Origin of the sequence: Gordonia sp. SGD-V-85 (genome assembly GCF_001456905.1) — a bacterium.
Lineage (GTDB): Bacteria > Actinomycetota > Actinomycetes > Mycobacteriales > Mycobacteriaceae > Gordonia > Gordonia hongkongensis.
Window position 1 is genome coordinate 119,185 of record NZ_LNQO01000010.1, and the last position, 15,754, is coordinate 134,938.

The 15,754-nt window shown below is 67.5% G+C and carries 14 protein-coding genes; 9 read left to right on the forward strand and 5 right to left on the reverse strand.

Annotated elements, in window-relative coordinates; translation table 11 throughout:
• Positions 1-190: 190 nt before the first annotated feature.
• From AS181_RS13810 to AS181_RS13835, 6 genes are all read left to right on the forward strand, one after another.
• The gene (locus AS181_RS13810; protein ID WP_058252134.1) at positions 191-1,270 is read left to right on the forward strand and encodes an asparaginase; all 1,080 of its coding nucleotides are present in this window, start codon (positions 191-193) and stop codon (positions 1,268-1,270) included.
• Between the two features lie 4 nt (positions 1,271-1,274).
• Complete coding sequence (locus AS181_RS13815) at positions 1,275-2,153, forward strand: polysaccharide deacetylase family protein (RefSeq protein WP_058252135.1); 879 nt, start codon at positions 1,275-1,277, stop codon at positions 2,151-2,153.
• Between the two features lie 94 nt (positions 2,154-2,247).
• Positions 2,248-3,621: an MFS transporter gene (locus AS181_RS13820; RefSeq protein ID WP_058252136.1), complete on the forward strand. Its 1,374-nt coding sequence runs from the start codon at positions 2,248-2,250 to the stop codon at positions 3,619-3,621.
• Positions 3,618-4,382 carry an SDR family NAD(P)-dependent oxidoreductase gene (locus AS181_RS13825; RefSeq protein WP_058252137.1) on the forward strand — a complete coding sequence of 255 codons (765 nt, stop codon included), beginning with the start codon at positions 3,618-3,620 and terminating at the stop codon, positions 4,380-4,382. The genes AS181_RS13820 and AS181_RS13825 overlap by 4 nt, the downstream gene beginning before the upstream one ends.
• A 27-nt stretch (positions 4,383-4,409) precedes the next feature.
• A complete protein-coding gene (locus AS181_RS13830; protein WP_058252138.1) occupies positions 4,410-5,147 on the forward strand; it encodes an SDR family NAD(P)-dependent oxidoreductase in 738 nt (245 codons plus the stop codon).
• 86 nt (positions 5,148-5,233) lie between these two features.
• Entirely contained in the window at positions 5,234-5,416 is a 183-nt protein-coding gene (locus AS181_RS13835; protein WP_058252195.1) for a hypothetical protein, read from the forward strand.
• A 71-nt stretch (positions 5,417-5,487) separates the two neighbouring features.
• Here AS181_RS13835 and AS181_RS13840 read toward each other — a convergent pair whose 3' ends face one another.
• The 4 genes from AS181_RS13840 to AS181_RS13855 form a co-directional block, all read right to left on the reverse strand.
• Entirely contained in the window at positions 5,488-6,339 is an 852-nt protein-coding gene (locus tag AS181_RS13840; RefSeq protein WP_058252139.1) for an alpha/beta fold hydrolase, read from the reverse strand.
• Between the two features lie 171 nt (positions 6,340-6,510).
• Complete coding sequence (gene ilvC / locus AS181_RS13845) at positions 6,511-7,524, reverse strand: ketol-acid reductoisomerase (protein ID WP_058252140.1); 1,014 nt, start codon at positions 7,522-7,524, stop codon at positions 6,511-6,513.
• A gap of 119 nt (positions 7,525-7,643) precedes the next feature.
• Entirely contained in the window at positions 7,644-8,147 is a 504-nt protein-coding gene (gene ilvN / locus AS181_RS13850) for an acetolactate synthase small subunit (RefSeq protein ID WP_058252141.1), read from the reverse strand.
• A complete protein-coding gene (locus AS181_RS13855; RefSeq protein WP_058252142.1) occupies positions 8,144-10,108 on the reverse strand; it encodes an acetolactate synthase large subunit in 1,965 nt (654 codons plus the stop codon). The genes ilvN and AS181_RS13855 overlap by 4 nt, the downstream gene beginning before the upstream one ends.
• Before the next feature lie 348 nt (positions 10,109-10,456).
• Between AS181_RS13855 and AS181_RS13860 the strand changes: the two genes are divergently transcribed.
• The 3 genes from AS181_RS13860 (at position 10,457) to ilvD (ending at position 14,441) form a co-directional block, all read left to right on the forward strand.
• Complete coding sequence (locus AS181_RS13860) at positions 10,457-10,915, forward strand: PH domain-containing protein (protein ID WP_058252143.1); 459 nt, start codon at positions 10,457-10,459, stop codon at positions 10,913-10,915.
• Positions 10,916-10,981: 66 nt separating this feature from the next.
• Complete coding sequence (gene mgtE, locus AS181_RS13865; protein WP_058252144.1) at positions 10,982-12,328, forward strand: magnesium transporter; 1,347 nt, start codon at positions 10,982-10,984, stop codon at positions 12,326-12,328.
• A gap of 268 nt (positions 12,329-12,596) precedes the next feature.
• Positions 12,597-14,441, forward strand: a complete 1,845-nt coding sequence (gene ilvD, locus AS181_RS13870; protein ID WP_058252145.1) for a dihydroxy-acid dehydratase — start codon at positions 12,597-12,599, stop codon at positions 14,439-14,441.
• A 68-nt stretch (positions 14,442-14,509) separates the two neighbouring features.
• On the opposite strand, the gene AS181_RS13875 is transcribed toward ilvD, so the two are convergent.
• A complete protein-coding gene (locus AS181_RS13875; RefSeq protein ID WP_058252146.1) occupies positions 14,510-15,733 on the reverse strand; it encodes a DoxX family protein in 1,224 nt (407 codons plus the stop codon).
• Positions 15,734-15,754: the final 21 nt, after the last annotated feature.

The following is a 15,754-nucleotide window of genomic DNA, read 5'->3' on the forward strand; positions in this document are numbered from 1 at the left end:
TCTCTCGTCGATGGCCCACAGCGTACCCAACGACTTCTGTTACGTCGCGATTTACACAAACGTTTGGCGGAAGTTACACAAACGATTGCGTCAAACGTTTGGGTTGTGCTTCACTTCACGTCATGCACGTCACAGTCATCCGAATCGCTCCCGCCATCGGGGGCCTCACCACACCTTCGAGCCGCAACCGATGACGCGGATCGCCATCGTCGCCACGGGCGGCACCATTGCCTCCGAGGCCACCGACGCCGGGGTCGTGGCGACCAAGACCGCCGCGCAACTAGTCGAACGGGCGGGCCTCGACGACATCGAGATCGAGACGGTCGATCTGATGACGGTGGGCTCCTACCGGCTGACACTCGGACATCTGCGGCAGATCAGTGACGCGGTCGGCGCACTTCTCACCCGGTCCACGGAACGGGTCGACGGCGTGGTGATCACGCACGGAACCGACACCATGGAGGAAACTGCGATCCTCCTCGACCTCGTCCACGACGATCCCCGTCCCGTCGTCCTGACGGGTGCCCAACGGGCCGGCGACAACGCCGACGGTGACGGTCCGGGCAACCTCACCGACGCCGTCCGCGTCGCCGCGACGCCGACCGCCCGCGACCGTGGCGTCATGATCGTCTTCGCCGGACAGATCATCCCCGCCCGGGGGGCACGAAAGATCCACACGACCGCACTCGATGCATTCCGCTCCGTCGTCTCTGCCTCGTCGGGGAAGGTGACGAATGGGCAGGTCTGCTTCGGGCCCACGGCGCCGCGACCCGACCCGTTGCCACGCCCAGATGCTGGATTCGACGACACGCGTGTCGATCTCGTCGACGTCTATCCCGGTGCGGACGACGCGCTGCTGCGCGCGGCTGCGGCCTGCGGCGCCGCCGGAATCGTGCTGGCGGGAACCGGTATCGGCAACGGCAACCCGGCGATCGTCGAAGCCGCGGCCGACCTCGTCGATGACGGCCTGGCGCTCGTCCTGTCCACCCGTGTACCGGCCGGACCCGTCCGCGGCGTCTACGGCAACGGCGGCGGTGCGGATCTGGTCGGCGCCGGCGTCCCACCCGTCTCCGGCCTGCCTGCGACGCAGGCACGGATTCTGTTGGCGCTGTTGCTGTCCACCGGCCGGACGCGCGACCAGCCCCTCGCCCACTTGATCGAGACATATGCAGATGTGTCGCCGAACCGGGCATCGAATTCCGACGTTTCCACCGACATCCACACGACCCTCATCCACGACAACGAGCTCCCGAACACCAAGGAGGACTGAAACAATGGCCAAGGAAATCTTCGTAGCTTTCGGCATCGACGTCGACGCGGTCGGCGGCTGGCTCGGCTCATACGGCGGCGAGAACTCTCCCGGGGACATTTCTCGCGGAGTGTTCGCGGGTGAGGTCGGCGTCCCCCGCCTCAACAACCTGCTCGCGAAATACGATCTCCCGGCAACCTGGTTCTGGCCGGGGCACTCCGTCGAGACATTCCCCGAACAGTTCGATCAGGTCGTCGCCGCGGGACACGAGATCGGTTTGCACGGATACAGTCACGAGAACCCGATCGCGATGACACGTGAGCAGGAATCGGAGATCCTCGATCACTGCATCGATCTGATCAGCACTCGGACCGGCAAGCGGCCCACCGGATACGTCGCGCCATGGTGGGAGTTCAGCAAGGTCACCAACGAGTTGCTCGTCGAGCGCGGGATCACCTACGACCACTCGCTGATGCATCGTGACTTCGAGCCGTACTACGTCCGGGTGGGTGACTCATGGACCCCGATCGATTACGACAAGCCGGCCGCGGAATGGATGAAACCGCTCGTCCGCGGTGAGGAGACCGACCTGGTCGAGATCCCGGCGAGCTGGTACCTCGACGATCTCCCCCCGATGATGTTCATCAAGGGCAGCCCGAACAGCCACGGATTCGTCAATCCGCGACACATCGAGGAGATGTGGCGTGACCAGTTCGACTGGGTCTATCGCGAAAGCGACTACGCCGTCTTCACATTCACCATCCACCCGGACGTCTCCGGCCGGCCGCAGGTGTTGCTCATGCTCGAGCGCCTGATCGAGCACATCAATTCGCACGACGGTATCCGTTGGGCGGATTTCGACACCATCGCCGAAGACTTCAAGAAGCGCTCGCCGCGCCGCTGACTTCCGGGCCGCCGACTGCCGCACCGCCCATTCCCCTATGCCGACCCGATGACGCGCCGGCTTCGCACATCCCACTGAGCAAGAGAGCACAACCATGTCTCAATCCACCACCCCACCCCCGGGGCTGCGTCGTGTCACCGGCAAGGAGACCCGACGCGCGTCCGGAATCGCGTTCTTCGCCTGGACGATCGCGGTGTACGACTTCATCCTGTTCGGCACGTTGCTCCCGCGGATCGAGGAGTCGTTCGGCTGGTCGACCAGTCACGCACTCCTGGTCTCCACCCTGGTGAGCGTCGGCACCGCGATCGTGGTCCTCCTCGTGGGTCCCATGGTCGACAAGCTCGGACGTCGCAAGGGCATGATCATCTCGGTCGGCGGTACCGCGGCGTCGTCGGCGGCCACGGCGGCGACGTTCGGCGCGACCTCGCTGATCGGTGTCCGCGCGATCAGTGGCCTCGGCCTCGCCGAGCAGTCGGTCAACGCCACGTATCTCAACGAGCTCTACGAGCTGACCGAGGACGAGAAGATCAAGAAGCGTCGTGGGTTCGTCTACTCGATGGTCCAGACCGGTTGGCCGGCCGGCGCATTGCTCGCGGCCGGATTCGTCGCCATCGTGACGGCCATCTTCGGCGCGGACTCCTGGCGGATCGCGTTCCTGCTGGCCACCATTCCCGCGGTCATCGTCGCCCTCGTGTGCCGCACCCTCAAGGAGAGCCCGCAATTCGAGGCGCAGCACGCGGTCAAGCAACTCCGCAAGGCCGGAAAGCACGACGAGGCGGAGGCCCTCGCGGCCGCGACCGCCACGGTCGAGCAGACCTCGGCACCCTTCAAACGGATCTTCACCGGCAAGCACCTGCGCAACACCGTCGTGTTGTCCCTGGCCTGGCTGCTCAACTGGTTCGCGATCCAGACCTTCTCGGTCCTGGGTACCACGGTGCTGGAGAAGGGTAAGGGGATCGACGCCTCGAGCACCCTCATCCTCGTGGTGCTGTCGAATCTGGTCGCGGTCGCGGGTTACCTCGCGCACGGCTGGGCCGGCGACCGATTCGGGCGGCGCAACACCATTGCCGTCGGCTGGTTGCTCTCGGGTCTGTTCTTCGGCGCGATGCTGCTCGGACCGTCGAGTCAGATCTTCGTGCTCGTGACCTACATGATGGGCCTGTTCTTCCTCCTCGGCCCGTATGCCGCCATCATGTTCTTCCAGGCGGAGTGCTTCGACACCGATTGTCGCGCAACGGGAAGTGCCTTCATCGGCGCGATGTCGCAACCCGGAGCGATCATCTCGGGCTTCATCCTGACCGGTCTCACCGCGGCATCGGTCGGTTACTCGACCGCCGCGCTCTGGGTCGGTGCGCTCGGCGCCATCGCGTCGGCGGTGATCGTGCTCGGCGCACGCAAGGTCGCCGACACGCCGCCGCAGGCCGGTGTGCCCGCGGGCCCCACGACGACGGCAGGAGCACAGGCATGACCGACCCGGCCGTCGCCATGATCACCGGCGCCGCTTCGGGCATCGGCGCCGCCACCGCGGTCTGCCTGGCCGAACGAGGCGTGCGCGTGGGGATCGGGACATTCCCGGGCGACCCGCACGATCCGGAGACGACGCTGCGGGACGTCAGCGACGCCGGTGGACAGGGGCGGATCGTCGAGGTCGACGTGCGCTCGACCGAGTCGGTGGACGCCTTCGCCGCGGACCTCGTGTCGGCGTGGGGACGGCTCGACATCGCGGTCGCAAACGCGGGAATCCTCCGCGAGGCCTCGTTCGATTCCATCACCGACGAACAATGGCACGACATGATGGCCGTCGACCTGCATGGCGTCATGCGGACGGCTCGCGCCGGACTGCGCCACATGACCGAAGGCGGATCGGTGACCGTGATCTCGTCGATCGCCGGCGGTGTCTACGGCTGGCAGAACCACGCCCACTACGCGACGGCCAAAGCCGGGATCATCGGTCTGGCTCGAAGTCTCGCCGTCGAATACGGGCCCCGGGGCATCCGCGCGAACGCCATCATCCCCGGCCTCATCCGAACTCCGCAGTCGAGTGACGCCGTCAATTCGCTCGGCCCCGAGGGCTTGGACCGGGCAGGGGGTTACATCCCCTGGGGTCGGGTCGGCCATCCACGGGAGGTAGCCGAGGTGATCGCCTTCCTCTCGAGTCCGCAGGCCTCCTATGTCAGCGGTCAGGCGATCGTCGTCGACGGCGCACTGACCACCGCTATGCGCGACTGAACAACGGGCTGAAAGAGAGGATCTGACATGACCGGAATTCTCCGGGACCGGCGCGCTCTGGTCACCGGCGCGGCGTCGGGAATCGGGCGTGCGATCGCGTCGGCCTATCTCGCCGAGGGCGCCACTGTGACGCTTGCGGATCGCGATCATCGGGTGACCGCAGTCGCCGACGAGGTCGGCGCCCGGCGCGGGGTCGTTCTGGATGCGACATCCGAGCCCGAGGTCGATGCGCTGGTCGCGCGGATGGTCGACGAGGACGGTGGACTCGACATCCTCGTCTGCTCACACGGCATCCTCACCCAGTCGCCGACCGTGGACATGTCCACCGAGATGTGGCGCGAGACCATCGACATCGATCTCACCAGCGTCTTCTTGTGCAACCGGGCGGCGCTGCGGCCGATGTTGGCCCAGGGCGCCGGGCGCATCATCAACGTGGCCTCGCAGCTGGGTATCAAAGGCGGTGTCTCGCTGGCGCATTACGCCGCGGCGAAGGCTGGCGTGATCGCGATGACGAAGTCGATCTCGCTCGAGACCGCGGGACGTGGCGTGCTCGTGAACGCCATCGCACCCGGTCCGATCGACACCCCCATGGTCGAGGGCATCGACGACGAGTGGAAGCGAGACAAGCGCGCCGAACTCCCCCTCGGACGGTTCGGCCGGCCCGAGGAGATCGCACCGGCAGCCGTGCTCCTCGCCTCCGATCCGGGTGGCAACCTGTTCGTCGGGCAAGTACTCGGCCCCAATTCCGGCGACGTGATGCCCTGATGTGCGGAGGTTGCGCAGGCGCACCGCCGGATTGGGCCGCGGAGTTCGTGTCCGGGCCTCGCCGGCGTGCGGACGTGGCCCGGCGGATGTCGGAGCTGCTGCGCCGCGACCATGTTCGGGCCATCCCCTCGGGATGGGTGGTCAGCGCCCCCACCGGTTCCGCGGTGGTGTGTCGCACCTACGACGAACTCGTCGACATCGTCTCCCGGCGGTCCGGACTCGAGACTGCCCACGTACGGGAACGGGGTCTGTCTGCACACGCCATGTGACAATCACGATCACCGCCGCGGCTACCGGAGAACCTCCGGCAGCCGCGGCGTCGTCGGTGAGGTCACCGCGGTCACGTCACCGCCCCGAGCCAGTCCTCGATCGCCCGGGTGACCGCTGCCCTCGCCTCCAGCGGTGCGAGATGTCCGACACCGTCGAGGATCACGGGGTCGCGGCGGTCGGGCAGGAGGTCTCGTAGCTGCGTGGCCTGCTCGACGGGAATCCACGGATCGTCGGCGCCCCAGCCGATCCGTGTCGGGCACCGGACCTGCGCCAGGCGTTCCGCGACGGGTCTGGTGTGCTCCGGCCGCAATGCCGCGATCTGACGATAGAACCCACCTTTGCCGGCCCCGCCGAGCCACGGACGAGTCAGCGCGTCGAGGTCATCGTCGGTCGGCCGATGCCGCGCGGCACCGGCGATGTACTCGCGCACCAACGCCGCGTGCAAGGGGTCGGGAAGTTGCTCGAAGACCTCGGTGTTGTCGGCGACCAGTCGAAAGAAGGGTGACCCCCACGGATCCAGAGTCACGATGTCCCAGAGGAACAACGACGCGTACTCGCGACCGTGGAGCAGATGCGCACCCAGTGCCACCGCGCCCCCGATGTCGTGTGCGATCACGTGCGGCCGCGTCAGACCCCACTGTGACTGCAGCACAGCGAATCTCGACATCTGGGTCGCCAGATCCACCGGTGCGTCCCTGACCATCGACTGCCCGTATCCGGGCATGTCCCACAGGAAGACCCGGCGACCGAGGCCGATCTGTTGCGCCACGCCGGCCCACACGTACGCCGACCACGGGGTCCCGTGGCACATCACCACATCGATGTCGGTGTGCCCCGCCGGCTCGAGAACATATGTCGCAACACGCTCCCCGTCGACGTCGACATAGACCGGCGGCGGCAGAACGATCCCTTGGCTGTCCACCAGGTCGACACTAAACCCGTCGAGCCGAACCCACCCTTTTTCGGTATTTCCTCACCCCGCGACCCCGGTGGGTTTACCGAAAAGGGGTGGGTGTGCGGAGACGCAAGCGGGTCCGCACCACATCGGTGCGGACCCGCTGTCGGCGCTGCGTTCAGCGCAAACCGCTGCGACTCAGGCGGTCTCGGTGATCGGACGATCAACCCAGCTCATCAGGTCGCGCAGCTTCTTGCCGGTGACCTCGATCGGGTGCTCGGCGTTCTCCTTGCGCAGGCCCTCGAGCTCCTTGTTGCCGCCCTCGACGTTGGCGACGAGGCGCTTCACGAAGGTGCCGTCCTGGATGTCGGTGAGGATGCCGCGCATGCGCTCCTTGGTGTCGGCGTCGATGACCCGCGGGCCCGACACGTAACCGCCGAACTCGGCGGTGTCCGAGACCGAGTAGTTCATGCGCGCGATGCCGCCCTCGTACATGAGGTCGACGATCAGCTTGAGCTCGTGCAGCACCTCGAAGTAGGCCATCTCGGGGGCGTAACCCGCCTCGACCATCACCTCGAAGCCGGTCTTGACCAGTTCCTCGGTGCCGCCGCACAGCACCGCCTGCTCGCCGAAGAGGTCGGTCTCGGTCTCTTCCTTGAACGTGGTCTTGATGATTCCGGCACGACCACCGCCGATGGCGCTGGCGTAGCTCAGTGCGAGCGCCTGGCCCTCGCCCTTGGGGTCCTGGTGGACGGCGATGAGCGCGGGAACGCCCTTGCCGTCGACGAACTGGCGGCGCACGAGGTGGCCGGGGCCCTTCGGGGCGACCATCGCGACGGTCACGTTCTCCGGCGCCTTGATCAGACCGAAGTGGATGTTGAGACCGTGGCCGAAGAACAGCGCGTTGCCGTCCTGCAGGTTCGGCTCGATGTCCTCGGTGAAGATCTTCGCCTGCGAGGTGTCGGGCGCCAGCACCATGATGACGTCGGCCCAGGCGGCGGCCTCGGATGCGGTGAGCACCTTGAGGCCCTGCTCCTCGGCCTTGGCCTTCGACTTGGAGCCCTCACGCAGACCGATCACAACGTCGACGCCGGAATCGCGCAGCGACAGCGAATGCGCATGGCCCTGGCTGCCGTAGCCGATCACCGCGACCTTGCGACCCTGGATGATCGACAGATCCGCGTCGTCGTCGTAGAACAGTTCGATGGCCACTATGTTTCCCTTCGATATGTGGTGTCCCTGGCGGATTCTCGAGAATCCGTCGGGATTCGTAATTCCCTTGTCGCTCCTCGCCGATGCTCAGATGAGCGCGACGACAGCGGGATTCTCTGTCAGCGGTTGGCCGACATGCTCTTCGGTCCCCGACCGAGGGTCACCGCGCCCGATTGCGCGATCTCCCGGATTCCATACGGATCGAGCATCCGCAGAAGTGCTTCGAGTTTTTCCGACGTGCCGGTGGCCTCGATCGTCAGCGACTCGGGCGAGACGTCGATCACCTTGGCGCGGAACAGGTTCACCACCTCGATGACCTCGGTGCGCACCGTCGAATCCGACCGCACCTTGACCATCATCAGCTCGCGCGAGACCGAGCTCGCCGGGTCCTGCTCGACGATCTTGATCACGTTGATCAACTTGTTGAGCTGCTTGGTGACCTGCTCGAGGGGGAAGTCCTCCACCGAGACCATGATGGTCATCCGCGAGATGCCCTTGAGCTCGGTGGGGCCCACGGCGAGTGACTCGATGTTGAATCCGCGCCGCGAGAACAGCGCCGAGATCCGCGCGAGGACGCCGGGTCGGTCTTCGACCAGGACACTGAGGGTATGGGTGGTGCTCACTGCTCGTCCTTCTGGTTTGCGCGATCGGCCGGCGCGTTGTCGACCGTTTGATGGCCATCCATCGCCTGGTGGATCTCCACCGGACCCGACGCCGACTCGTCGTCGTCGAACAGCGGCCGGATGTCGCGGGCGGCCATGATCTCGTCGTTGCCGGTACCGGCGGCGACCATCGGCCACACCTGGGCGTCCTTGCCGACGATGAAGTCGATGACCACCGGGCGGTCGTTGATCTCCCGCGCCTTCGCGATCACCTCGTCGACGTCTTCCTCGCGCTCGACGCGGAAAGCCACGCAGCCCAGCGCCTCCGAGAGCTTGACGAAGTCCGGGATCATCCGCGAGTGCGTCGACAGATCGGTGTTCGAGTAACGCTCTTCGTAGAACAGCGTCTGCCACTGACGGACCATGCCCAGGTTGCCGTTGTTGATCAGAGCCACCTTGATCGGGATGCCCTCGATCGCGCAGGTGGCGAGTTCCTGGTTGGTCATCTGGAAACAGCCGTCACCGTCGATCGCCCAGACCTCGGCGTCGGGGTCGGCGGCCTTGGCGCCCATGGCGGCGGGCACCGCGTAGCCCATCGTGCCCAGACCACCGGAGTTGAGCCAGGTGCGCGGCTTCTCGTAGGAGATGAACTGTGCGGCCCACATCTGGTGCTGGCCGACACCTGCGCAGTACACCGCGTCCGGACCGGCGGCCTTGCCGAGGGCCTGGATGACGAACTCCGGCGACATCGAGCCGTCGGTCTGACGGTCGTAGCTCAGCGGATAGGTCCGACGCAGGTTGTCGAGGTAGGACCACCACTGCGAGATGTCGGGAGTCGAGCCGCTGGTCGCCCGCTCCTCGCGCAGCGCCTCGGTGAGCTCGGCGATGACCGCCTTGCAGTCACCGACGATCGGCACGTCGACGGGCCGGTTCTTGCCGATCTCGGCGGGGTCGATGTCGGCATGGATGACCTTGGCGTTCGGCGCGAACGACGACAACTGTCCGGTGACCCGGTCGTCGAAGCGTGCTCCGAGGGTGATCAGCAGATCGCTGCGCTGCAGGCCCGCGACCGCCGCCACCGTGCCGTGCATGCCGGGCATGCCCAGGTGCAGCTGGTGGCTGTCGGGGAACGCGCCGCGTGCCATCAGCGTGGTGACCACCGGGATGCCGGTCAGCTCGGCCAGTTCCAGCAGCTCGGCCGACGCGTTCGCCTTGATGACACCGCCGCCGACGTAGAGCACCGGCGACTTCGCGGCGTTGATCATGCGGGCCGCCTCGCGAACCTGCTTGCCGTGGGGCTTGGTCACCGGGCGGTAACCGGGGAGGTCGATCTGCGGCGGCCAGGAGAACGTGGTCTGCGCCTGCAAGATGTCTTTGGGGATGTCGACCAGGACCGCGCCGGGACGACCGCTCTCGGCGATGTGGAACGCCTCGGCGATGGTCTTCGGGATGTCGATCGCCCGGCTGACCAGGAAGTTGTGCTTGGTGACGGGCATCGTGATACCCGAGATGTCGGCTTCCTGGAACGCATCGGTGCCGATGAGCGCGCGACCGACCTGGCCGGTGATCGCGACGACCGGCACCGAGTCCATCTGGGCGTCGGCCAGCGGGGTCACCAGGTTGGTGGCACCGGGACCGGAGGTGGCCATCATGACGCCGGCGCGTCCGGCGACCTGGGCGTACCCGGTCGCGGCGTGACCTGCGCCCTGCTCGTGACGGACGAGGACGTGGCGGACCTTCTGCGAGTCCAGCAGCGGGTCGTAGACCGGCAGGACCGCGCCACCCGGAATGCCGAAGACGACCTCGACACCGAGCTCCTCGAGGGAACGAACCACAGACTGGGCGCCGCTGACACGCTCGGGAGCAACGGTGTGCTGGGTTACCGCACGGAGGTTGCCCGCCGCCGGAGACTGCTGCCGCAGTCCTGCGTTGCGCGTCGGCTCGTTGCGGCCGGCGTCGGTGCGTGCTGTTGGTGCGCTCACTGCACGATCCTCATCTTGGTTGTGGAATCCGATATCCGTGATGGAAGTACCTGGCATGAAAAAACCCCCGACAGCTTCCGCTGTTCGAGGGTGGCGCGTCGATGCCGGTTGGGGGTCTGCGAGGTGACCGGTCAGGCGAAGACGCGCCAGCCGATTACTACGAGGATCCCGTTCTGCATCACGCGTTCACGGTAGGACTGTGTTCGGTTCCGAGTCAAACTCCGGACCACGCCGTCTCACCATCTGGGAAAGCACTGGTCGAGTCGGTTGTCTGCGCACCTCGATTTTCGGTGCGGCGCGACGAACCCGTCGGCGAGGGACCTCGGGGCCGGTTGGCACAATGGAACGGTGCCGACTGATTCCACCGACCCCGCAGACCCGAAGACCAGCGCGACCCCTGCCGACGATGACGTCGCATTCGACTATCCGGTGACGTTCCGTATCAATCGGACCGCCTACTTCACGGTCCCGATGGCCGCTCTGGTGGTCGTGCTCCTGGTCGGCGCCTCCCCGTGGTTCGCCTTCGCCCTGATCGTCCCGGTCCTGGTCTGGCTGTGGATTCGCCGGTTGCGGACGGTGGTCACCGAGAACGGACTCACCTCGGTGCGGATGTTCTCGACCACCGAGATCGCCTGGTCCGACATCGCCGGACTGCAGTTCCCGAAGTGGAGTTCGGTGCGTGCGGTCCTCACAGATGGCAATCGAGTTCGTCTGCCCGCCATCGGTTTCCGTGATCTTCCCGCGTTGTCGCTCGTCAGTGGTGGTCGCATTCCGGACCCCTTCGAGGCGGCCCGGTCCGCCGAATAGGCGTCGCGCCCGGACGGCACCCGTCTGGTGACCCCTCGCCTCGCGTCCCGGCGATAGAGTGCGGCCGTGGCGCACACCCGAACATTCGACGCCGGTGAACTCGACGAACTGATCTCGGCAGGTCGCCTCGCAGACGTCGGGACGACGCTGTCCGGGATGCCCGCGGGCGACATCGCCGCCCTGCTCGACCGGCTCCCCCACAAGTCCCGTGGCGTCGCGTTCCGTCTGCTGGCCAAGGACCTCGCGGTGGAGGTGTTCGACGATCTGTCGGCCGGCTCGCAGCGCCGCCTCATCGACGATCTGGGCACCGCGGACGTGGCCGCCGCCTTCGACCACCTCGACCCCGACGATCGCGCCGAGTTGCTGGACGAGTTGCCCGCGGGAGTCGCCAAGTCGCTGATCCAGCAGCTCACCCCGGCCGAACGCGACATGACCGCGGTGGTTCTCGGCTACCCGCGCGGTTCGGTGGGGCGTCGGATGAGTCCCGAGTTCGTCCACGCCCGAGAGGACGAACCGGCCGGCGACGCGTTGGCCCGCGTGCGAGAACGCGGACACGCCGCGGAGACGATCTACACGGTGCCCGTCCTCGACGGCGCTCGCTCGCTGTGCGGTGTGGTCAGCCTGCGCGACCTCCTCCTGGCCGACCCGGCCCAACCCGTCCACGACCTGATGAACAAGCCGATGTTCGCTCAAGCCGAGGATGACGCCGAGGCCACCGCGCAGAGGTGTGTGGACCGGGGAATCCTCGCCATGCCCGTCGTCGACAGCGACAGCCGCCTGGTCGGCGTCCTGACCATCGACGATGCCGTCGACGTCGTCGAGCAGGCCCGGGACACCGACGAGGCCCGTGCGGGCGCGCGTGAACCCCTCCGCGACCCGTACCTGTTCTCGTCCATCCTGTCGATCACGCGCGCCCGGATCGTGTGGCTGTTCGTGCTCGCGGTGTCGGCGATCCTCACCGTCAACGTGCTGGAGATCTTCGAGGGCACCCTCGAGCAGCGGGTCGCGCTGGCACTGTTCATCCCGCTGCTCACCGGGATCGGCGGGAACACCGGTTCGCAGGCGGCGACGACCGTGACCCGCGCACTCGCCACCGACGAGGTCGCCCCGCGCGACGTCGCCCGCGTCGCCGCCAAGGAGGTCCGCGTCGGACTGACCATGGGCGCGCTACTCGGACTCGCCGGGTTCACCGTCGCCGCACTCGTCTACGGCCTCGAGATCGGTGTGGTGATCGGCCTGACGATCCTGTCGGTGTGCACCCTGGCCGCGACCGTGGGCGGCGTGATGCCGCTGATCGCGAAGTCGATCCGCGTCGACCCCGCGGTGTTCTCCACGCCGTTCATCTCGACGTTCTGCGACGCCACCGGCCTTCTCCTCTACTTCTCGATCGCCAAGACGGTGCTGGGGATCTGACCCCGACCGAGGACTGCACCGGCGCGGCCCGGCCCGCACGCCCGAATGGTTTTGTTACCCATCGTCGCAGCGGAGTAGCCTGCTTCTCGGTGCTCCCTCACGCCCACCCTCAGCGAGGCGGCGCCCGTCAACACAGTTCGCCCCGGCCACAGCCCGTGGGAACACACCCGGGGTCGCGGTGTTGAGCCGAAGAGTCCGGCGCCGGTCCGTCACCGCACGTCCGATCGCGCCGGGCCCGCCTGAGCCACACGATCGATTCGAGGAACCCATGCCTGCTCTGAGGTCACGTACCACCACCGTCGGCCGCGAAGCCGCCGGCGCCCGCTCCCTGTGGCGCGCCACCGGGATGACCGACGACGACTTCGGCAAGCCGATCGTGGCCATCGCCAACTCCTACACCCAGTTCGTGCCGGGGCATGTGCACCTGAAGGACGTCGGCGACATCGTGGCCGAGGCCGTGCGGGCCGCCGGTGGCGTGCCGCGGGAGTTCCACACCATCGCCGTCGACGACGGCATCGCGATGGGTCACGGCGGCATGCTCTACTCGCTGCCCAGTCGCGAGATCATCGCCGACTCGGTCGAATACATGGTCAACGCCCACACCGCGGACGCGCTGGTGTGTATCTCCAACTGCGACAAGATCACTCCCGGGATGCTCAACGCCGCGATGCGCCTGAACATCCCGACGGTGTTCGTCTCCGGCGGGCCGATGGAAGCCGGCAAGGCAGTCGTCGTCGGCGATGTCGCACATCCGTCGTCGGACCTGATCACCACGATCTCGGCGTCGGCGAACAGTGCTGTCGACGACGCCGGACTCGACGAGGTCGAGCGGTCGGCGTGCCCCACGTGCGGTTCGTGCTCGGGCATGTTCACGGCCAACTCGATGAACTGTCTGACCGAGGCGCTGGGACTCGCGCTGCCCGGCAACGGCTCGACGCTGGCCACCCACGAGGCCCGCCGCGCCCTGTTCGCGCGCGCGGGCACGGTCGTCGTCGATGCGGCGACACGTTGGTATCGCGACGACGACGCATCGGTGCTGCCGCGGAACATCGCCACGCCGACCGCGTTTCGCAACGCGATGGCCCTCGACGTCGCGATGGGCGGTTCGACCAACACCGTCCTGCACATCCTCGCCGCCGCGCAGGAGGGAGAGGTCGCCGATTTCGACCTCGGGGTCATCGACGAGATCAGCCGCAACGTGCCGTGTCTGTCGAAGGTCTCGCCGAATTCGGACTACCACATGGAGGACGTCCACCGGGCCGGCGGAATCCCGGCGATCCTCGGGGAACTGCGCCGCGCGGGCCTGCTCGACGCCACCGCGTCGACCGTGCACACCCCGACAATGGCCCAGGCGCTCGACGACTGGGACATCCGCGGCGGCAAGGCGATCGACGAGGCCGTCGAACTCTTCCACGCCGCACCGGGCGGCGTCCGCACCACCACTCCGTTCTCGACGTCGAACCGGTGGAGTTCGCTCGACACCGATGCCGCGGGCGGTTGCATCCGCGACCTCGAGCACGCCTACACCGTCGAGGGCGGTCTGTGCGTGCTGCGCGGCAACCTCGCCCCCGACGGCGCTGTCCTGAAGACCGCGGGCATCGACGAGGACCTGTGGCACTTCGAGGGTCCGGCCCGTGTCGTCGAGAGCCAGGAAGACGCCGTCCAGGTCATCCTCTCCAAGACCATCCAGGCCGGCGAGGTCCTCGTCGTGCGGTACGAGGGTCCCGCGGGCGGCCCCGGCATGCAGGAGATGCTGCATCCGACGGCCTTCATGAAGGGCACCGGGATGGGCAAGAAGTGCGCCCTCATCACCGACGGCCGGTTCTCCGGCGGATCGTCGGGCCTGTCGGTCGGTCACATGTCCCCCGAAGCCGCGTCGGGTGGTGCCATCGGACTCGTCGAGGACGGCGACCCGATCGTCATCGACGTCAAGACCCGCCGCCTCGAGGTCCTGGTCGACGACGAGGTGCTCGCCGAGCGGCGCGCCAAGATGGAGGCCTCCGAACGGCCATGGCAGCCGAAGGATCGTCAGCGCACGGTGACCACCGCACTGCGCGCGTACGCCAAGCTCGCGACGTCTGCCGACCGCGGCGCGGTGCGTCAGGTCGACTGACTACTCAGCACAGAGTGCGGGGACGTATCGGATTCCGATACGTCCCCGCGTTCTGTGTCGGTGCCGACTCAGATGAGCGGGTTGCTCCCGTTGGCCAGGACCCAGACGGCGACAGCTGCCGCCACGCCGACGATGAGCCAGAGGAACGAGCCGACGAACGGCCGTCGCGCCCAACCCCGTGGATAGTCGAGTGAGTACAGACCCGGGCCGGTCAGGATGACGACCGCCGCGGCCACCGCGAGGAAGAGCTCGAACTCGACCCCGCCGGCGGCGGCGAAGAACGAGAAGCCATCGGCCATCGACATCTTGTAGGCCGCGGCGACGAGCATGGTGCCGAGGATCGCCGACGCCCCGATCGGGGTCAGCAGCCCGAGGATCACCATCAGTCCACCGATCGTCTCCGACAGCGCACCGACGATGGCGAGGATCTGGGCGTAGTCGGCGGTGAAGCCGGCGTCGACGAGCATGGACTCGAAGCCGCTCAACCGCGGACCGTTCCACAACCCGAAGAGCTTCTGCAGGCCGTGCGCACCGACCAGGCCGCCGAGTGCAACACGCAACAGCAGCAAACCCAGGTCGATGGTGCCGCGCCGCGATTTCGCGAGCGCGTCCTCGAGGTCGTCGTCGGCCCCGGCACCGCGACGATCATCGGTGTCGTCGTCGGTTCGGCGCCGCCCGAACCGACGTCGACCGCGCGGCTCGTCGTCAAGTACTTCGGTGTCGGACGCGGCGTCGTGCGCTCGGGCGCGGGAGATCAGATCGTCGTCGTCATCGACGAAGTCATAGCGCGCGGTGCCGACCGGCGGCAGGGCGGGCTCCGGGGTGGTGACCGCGTCGTCGGCGGTCTGCACGCGCACGGGGCCGGGCTGTTTGGCGAACTGCACGGTCTCGAAGTCGTCATCGGACGATGCACCCGTTCCGGCGCCGGGCCCCGCGGTCGTCGCGGCCGGTCGCGTCGACGCCGGACCGGACCGAGGAGCCGCGGGCGGACCAGCGGCGACCGAACGGGTCTCGACGTCGCCGGGATCGAGGTCGTCGAGATCGTCCACCCGGGAGTAGGGGGCCGGCGACCGCCGGGCGTGCCGGTTGTAGAAGTCGTCGCGGTCGGTCACCGCGGGTGGCGTCGGCGGGCCGGCGTCGGGACGCGAACTGCCCGCCCCGGGTCCCGTGCCGGGTGCGCCGGGTGCGCCGGCTGCGCCGCCCGGGACCGGGATCTGTCCGGTCGGTTCGTCGTAGGGGCTCGTCGCCGGTGTGTCGCGCTCGCTGGTGCCCGACGTGTCGCGTTCGCTCACACGCCCGACTCTAGAGGCTCG

Bases quoted from the DNA above. Each gene is read 5' to 3' on its own strand.
- AS181_RS13810 (WP_058252134.1), top strand. From the start codon at position 191: ATGACGCGGATCGCCATCGTCGCCACGGGCGGCACCATTGCCTCCGAG.
- AS181_RS13815 (WP_058252135.1), top strand. From the start codon at position 1,275: ATGGCCAAGGAAATCTTCGTAGCTTTCGGCATCGACGTCGACGCGGTC.
- AS181_RS13820 (WP_058252136.1), top strand. From the start codon at position 2,248: ATGTCTCAATCCACCACCCCACCCCCGGGGCTGCGTCGTGTCACCGGC.
- AS181_RS13825 (WP_058252137.1), top strand. From the start codon at position 3,618: ATGACCGACCCGGCCGTCGCCATGATCACCGGCGCCGCTTCGGGCATC.
- AS181_RS13830 (WP_058252138.1), top strand. From the start codon at position 4,410: ATGACCGGAATTCTCCGGGACCGGCGCGCTCTGGTCACCGGCGCGGCG.
- AS181_RS13835 (WP_058252195.1), top strand. From the start codon at position 5,234: ATGTCGGAGCTGCTGCGCCGCGACCATGTTCGGGCCATCCCCTCGGGA.
- ilvD (WP_058252145.1), top strand. From the start codon at position 12,597: ATGCCTGCTCTGAGGTCACGTACCACCACCGTCGGCCGCGAAGCCGCC.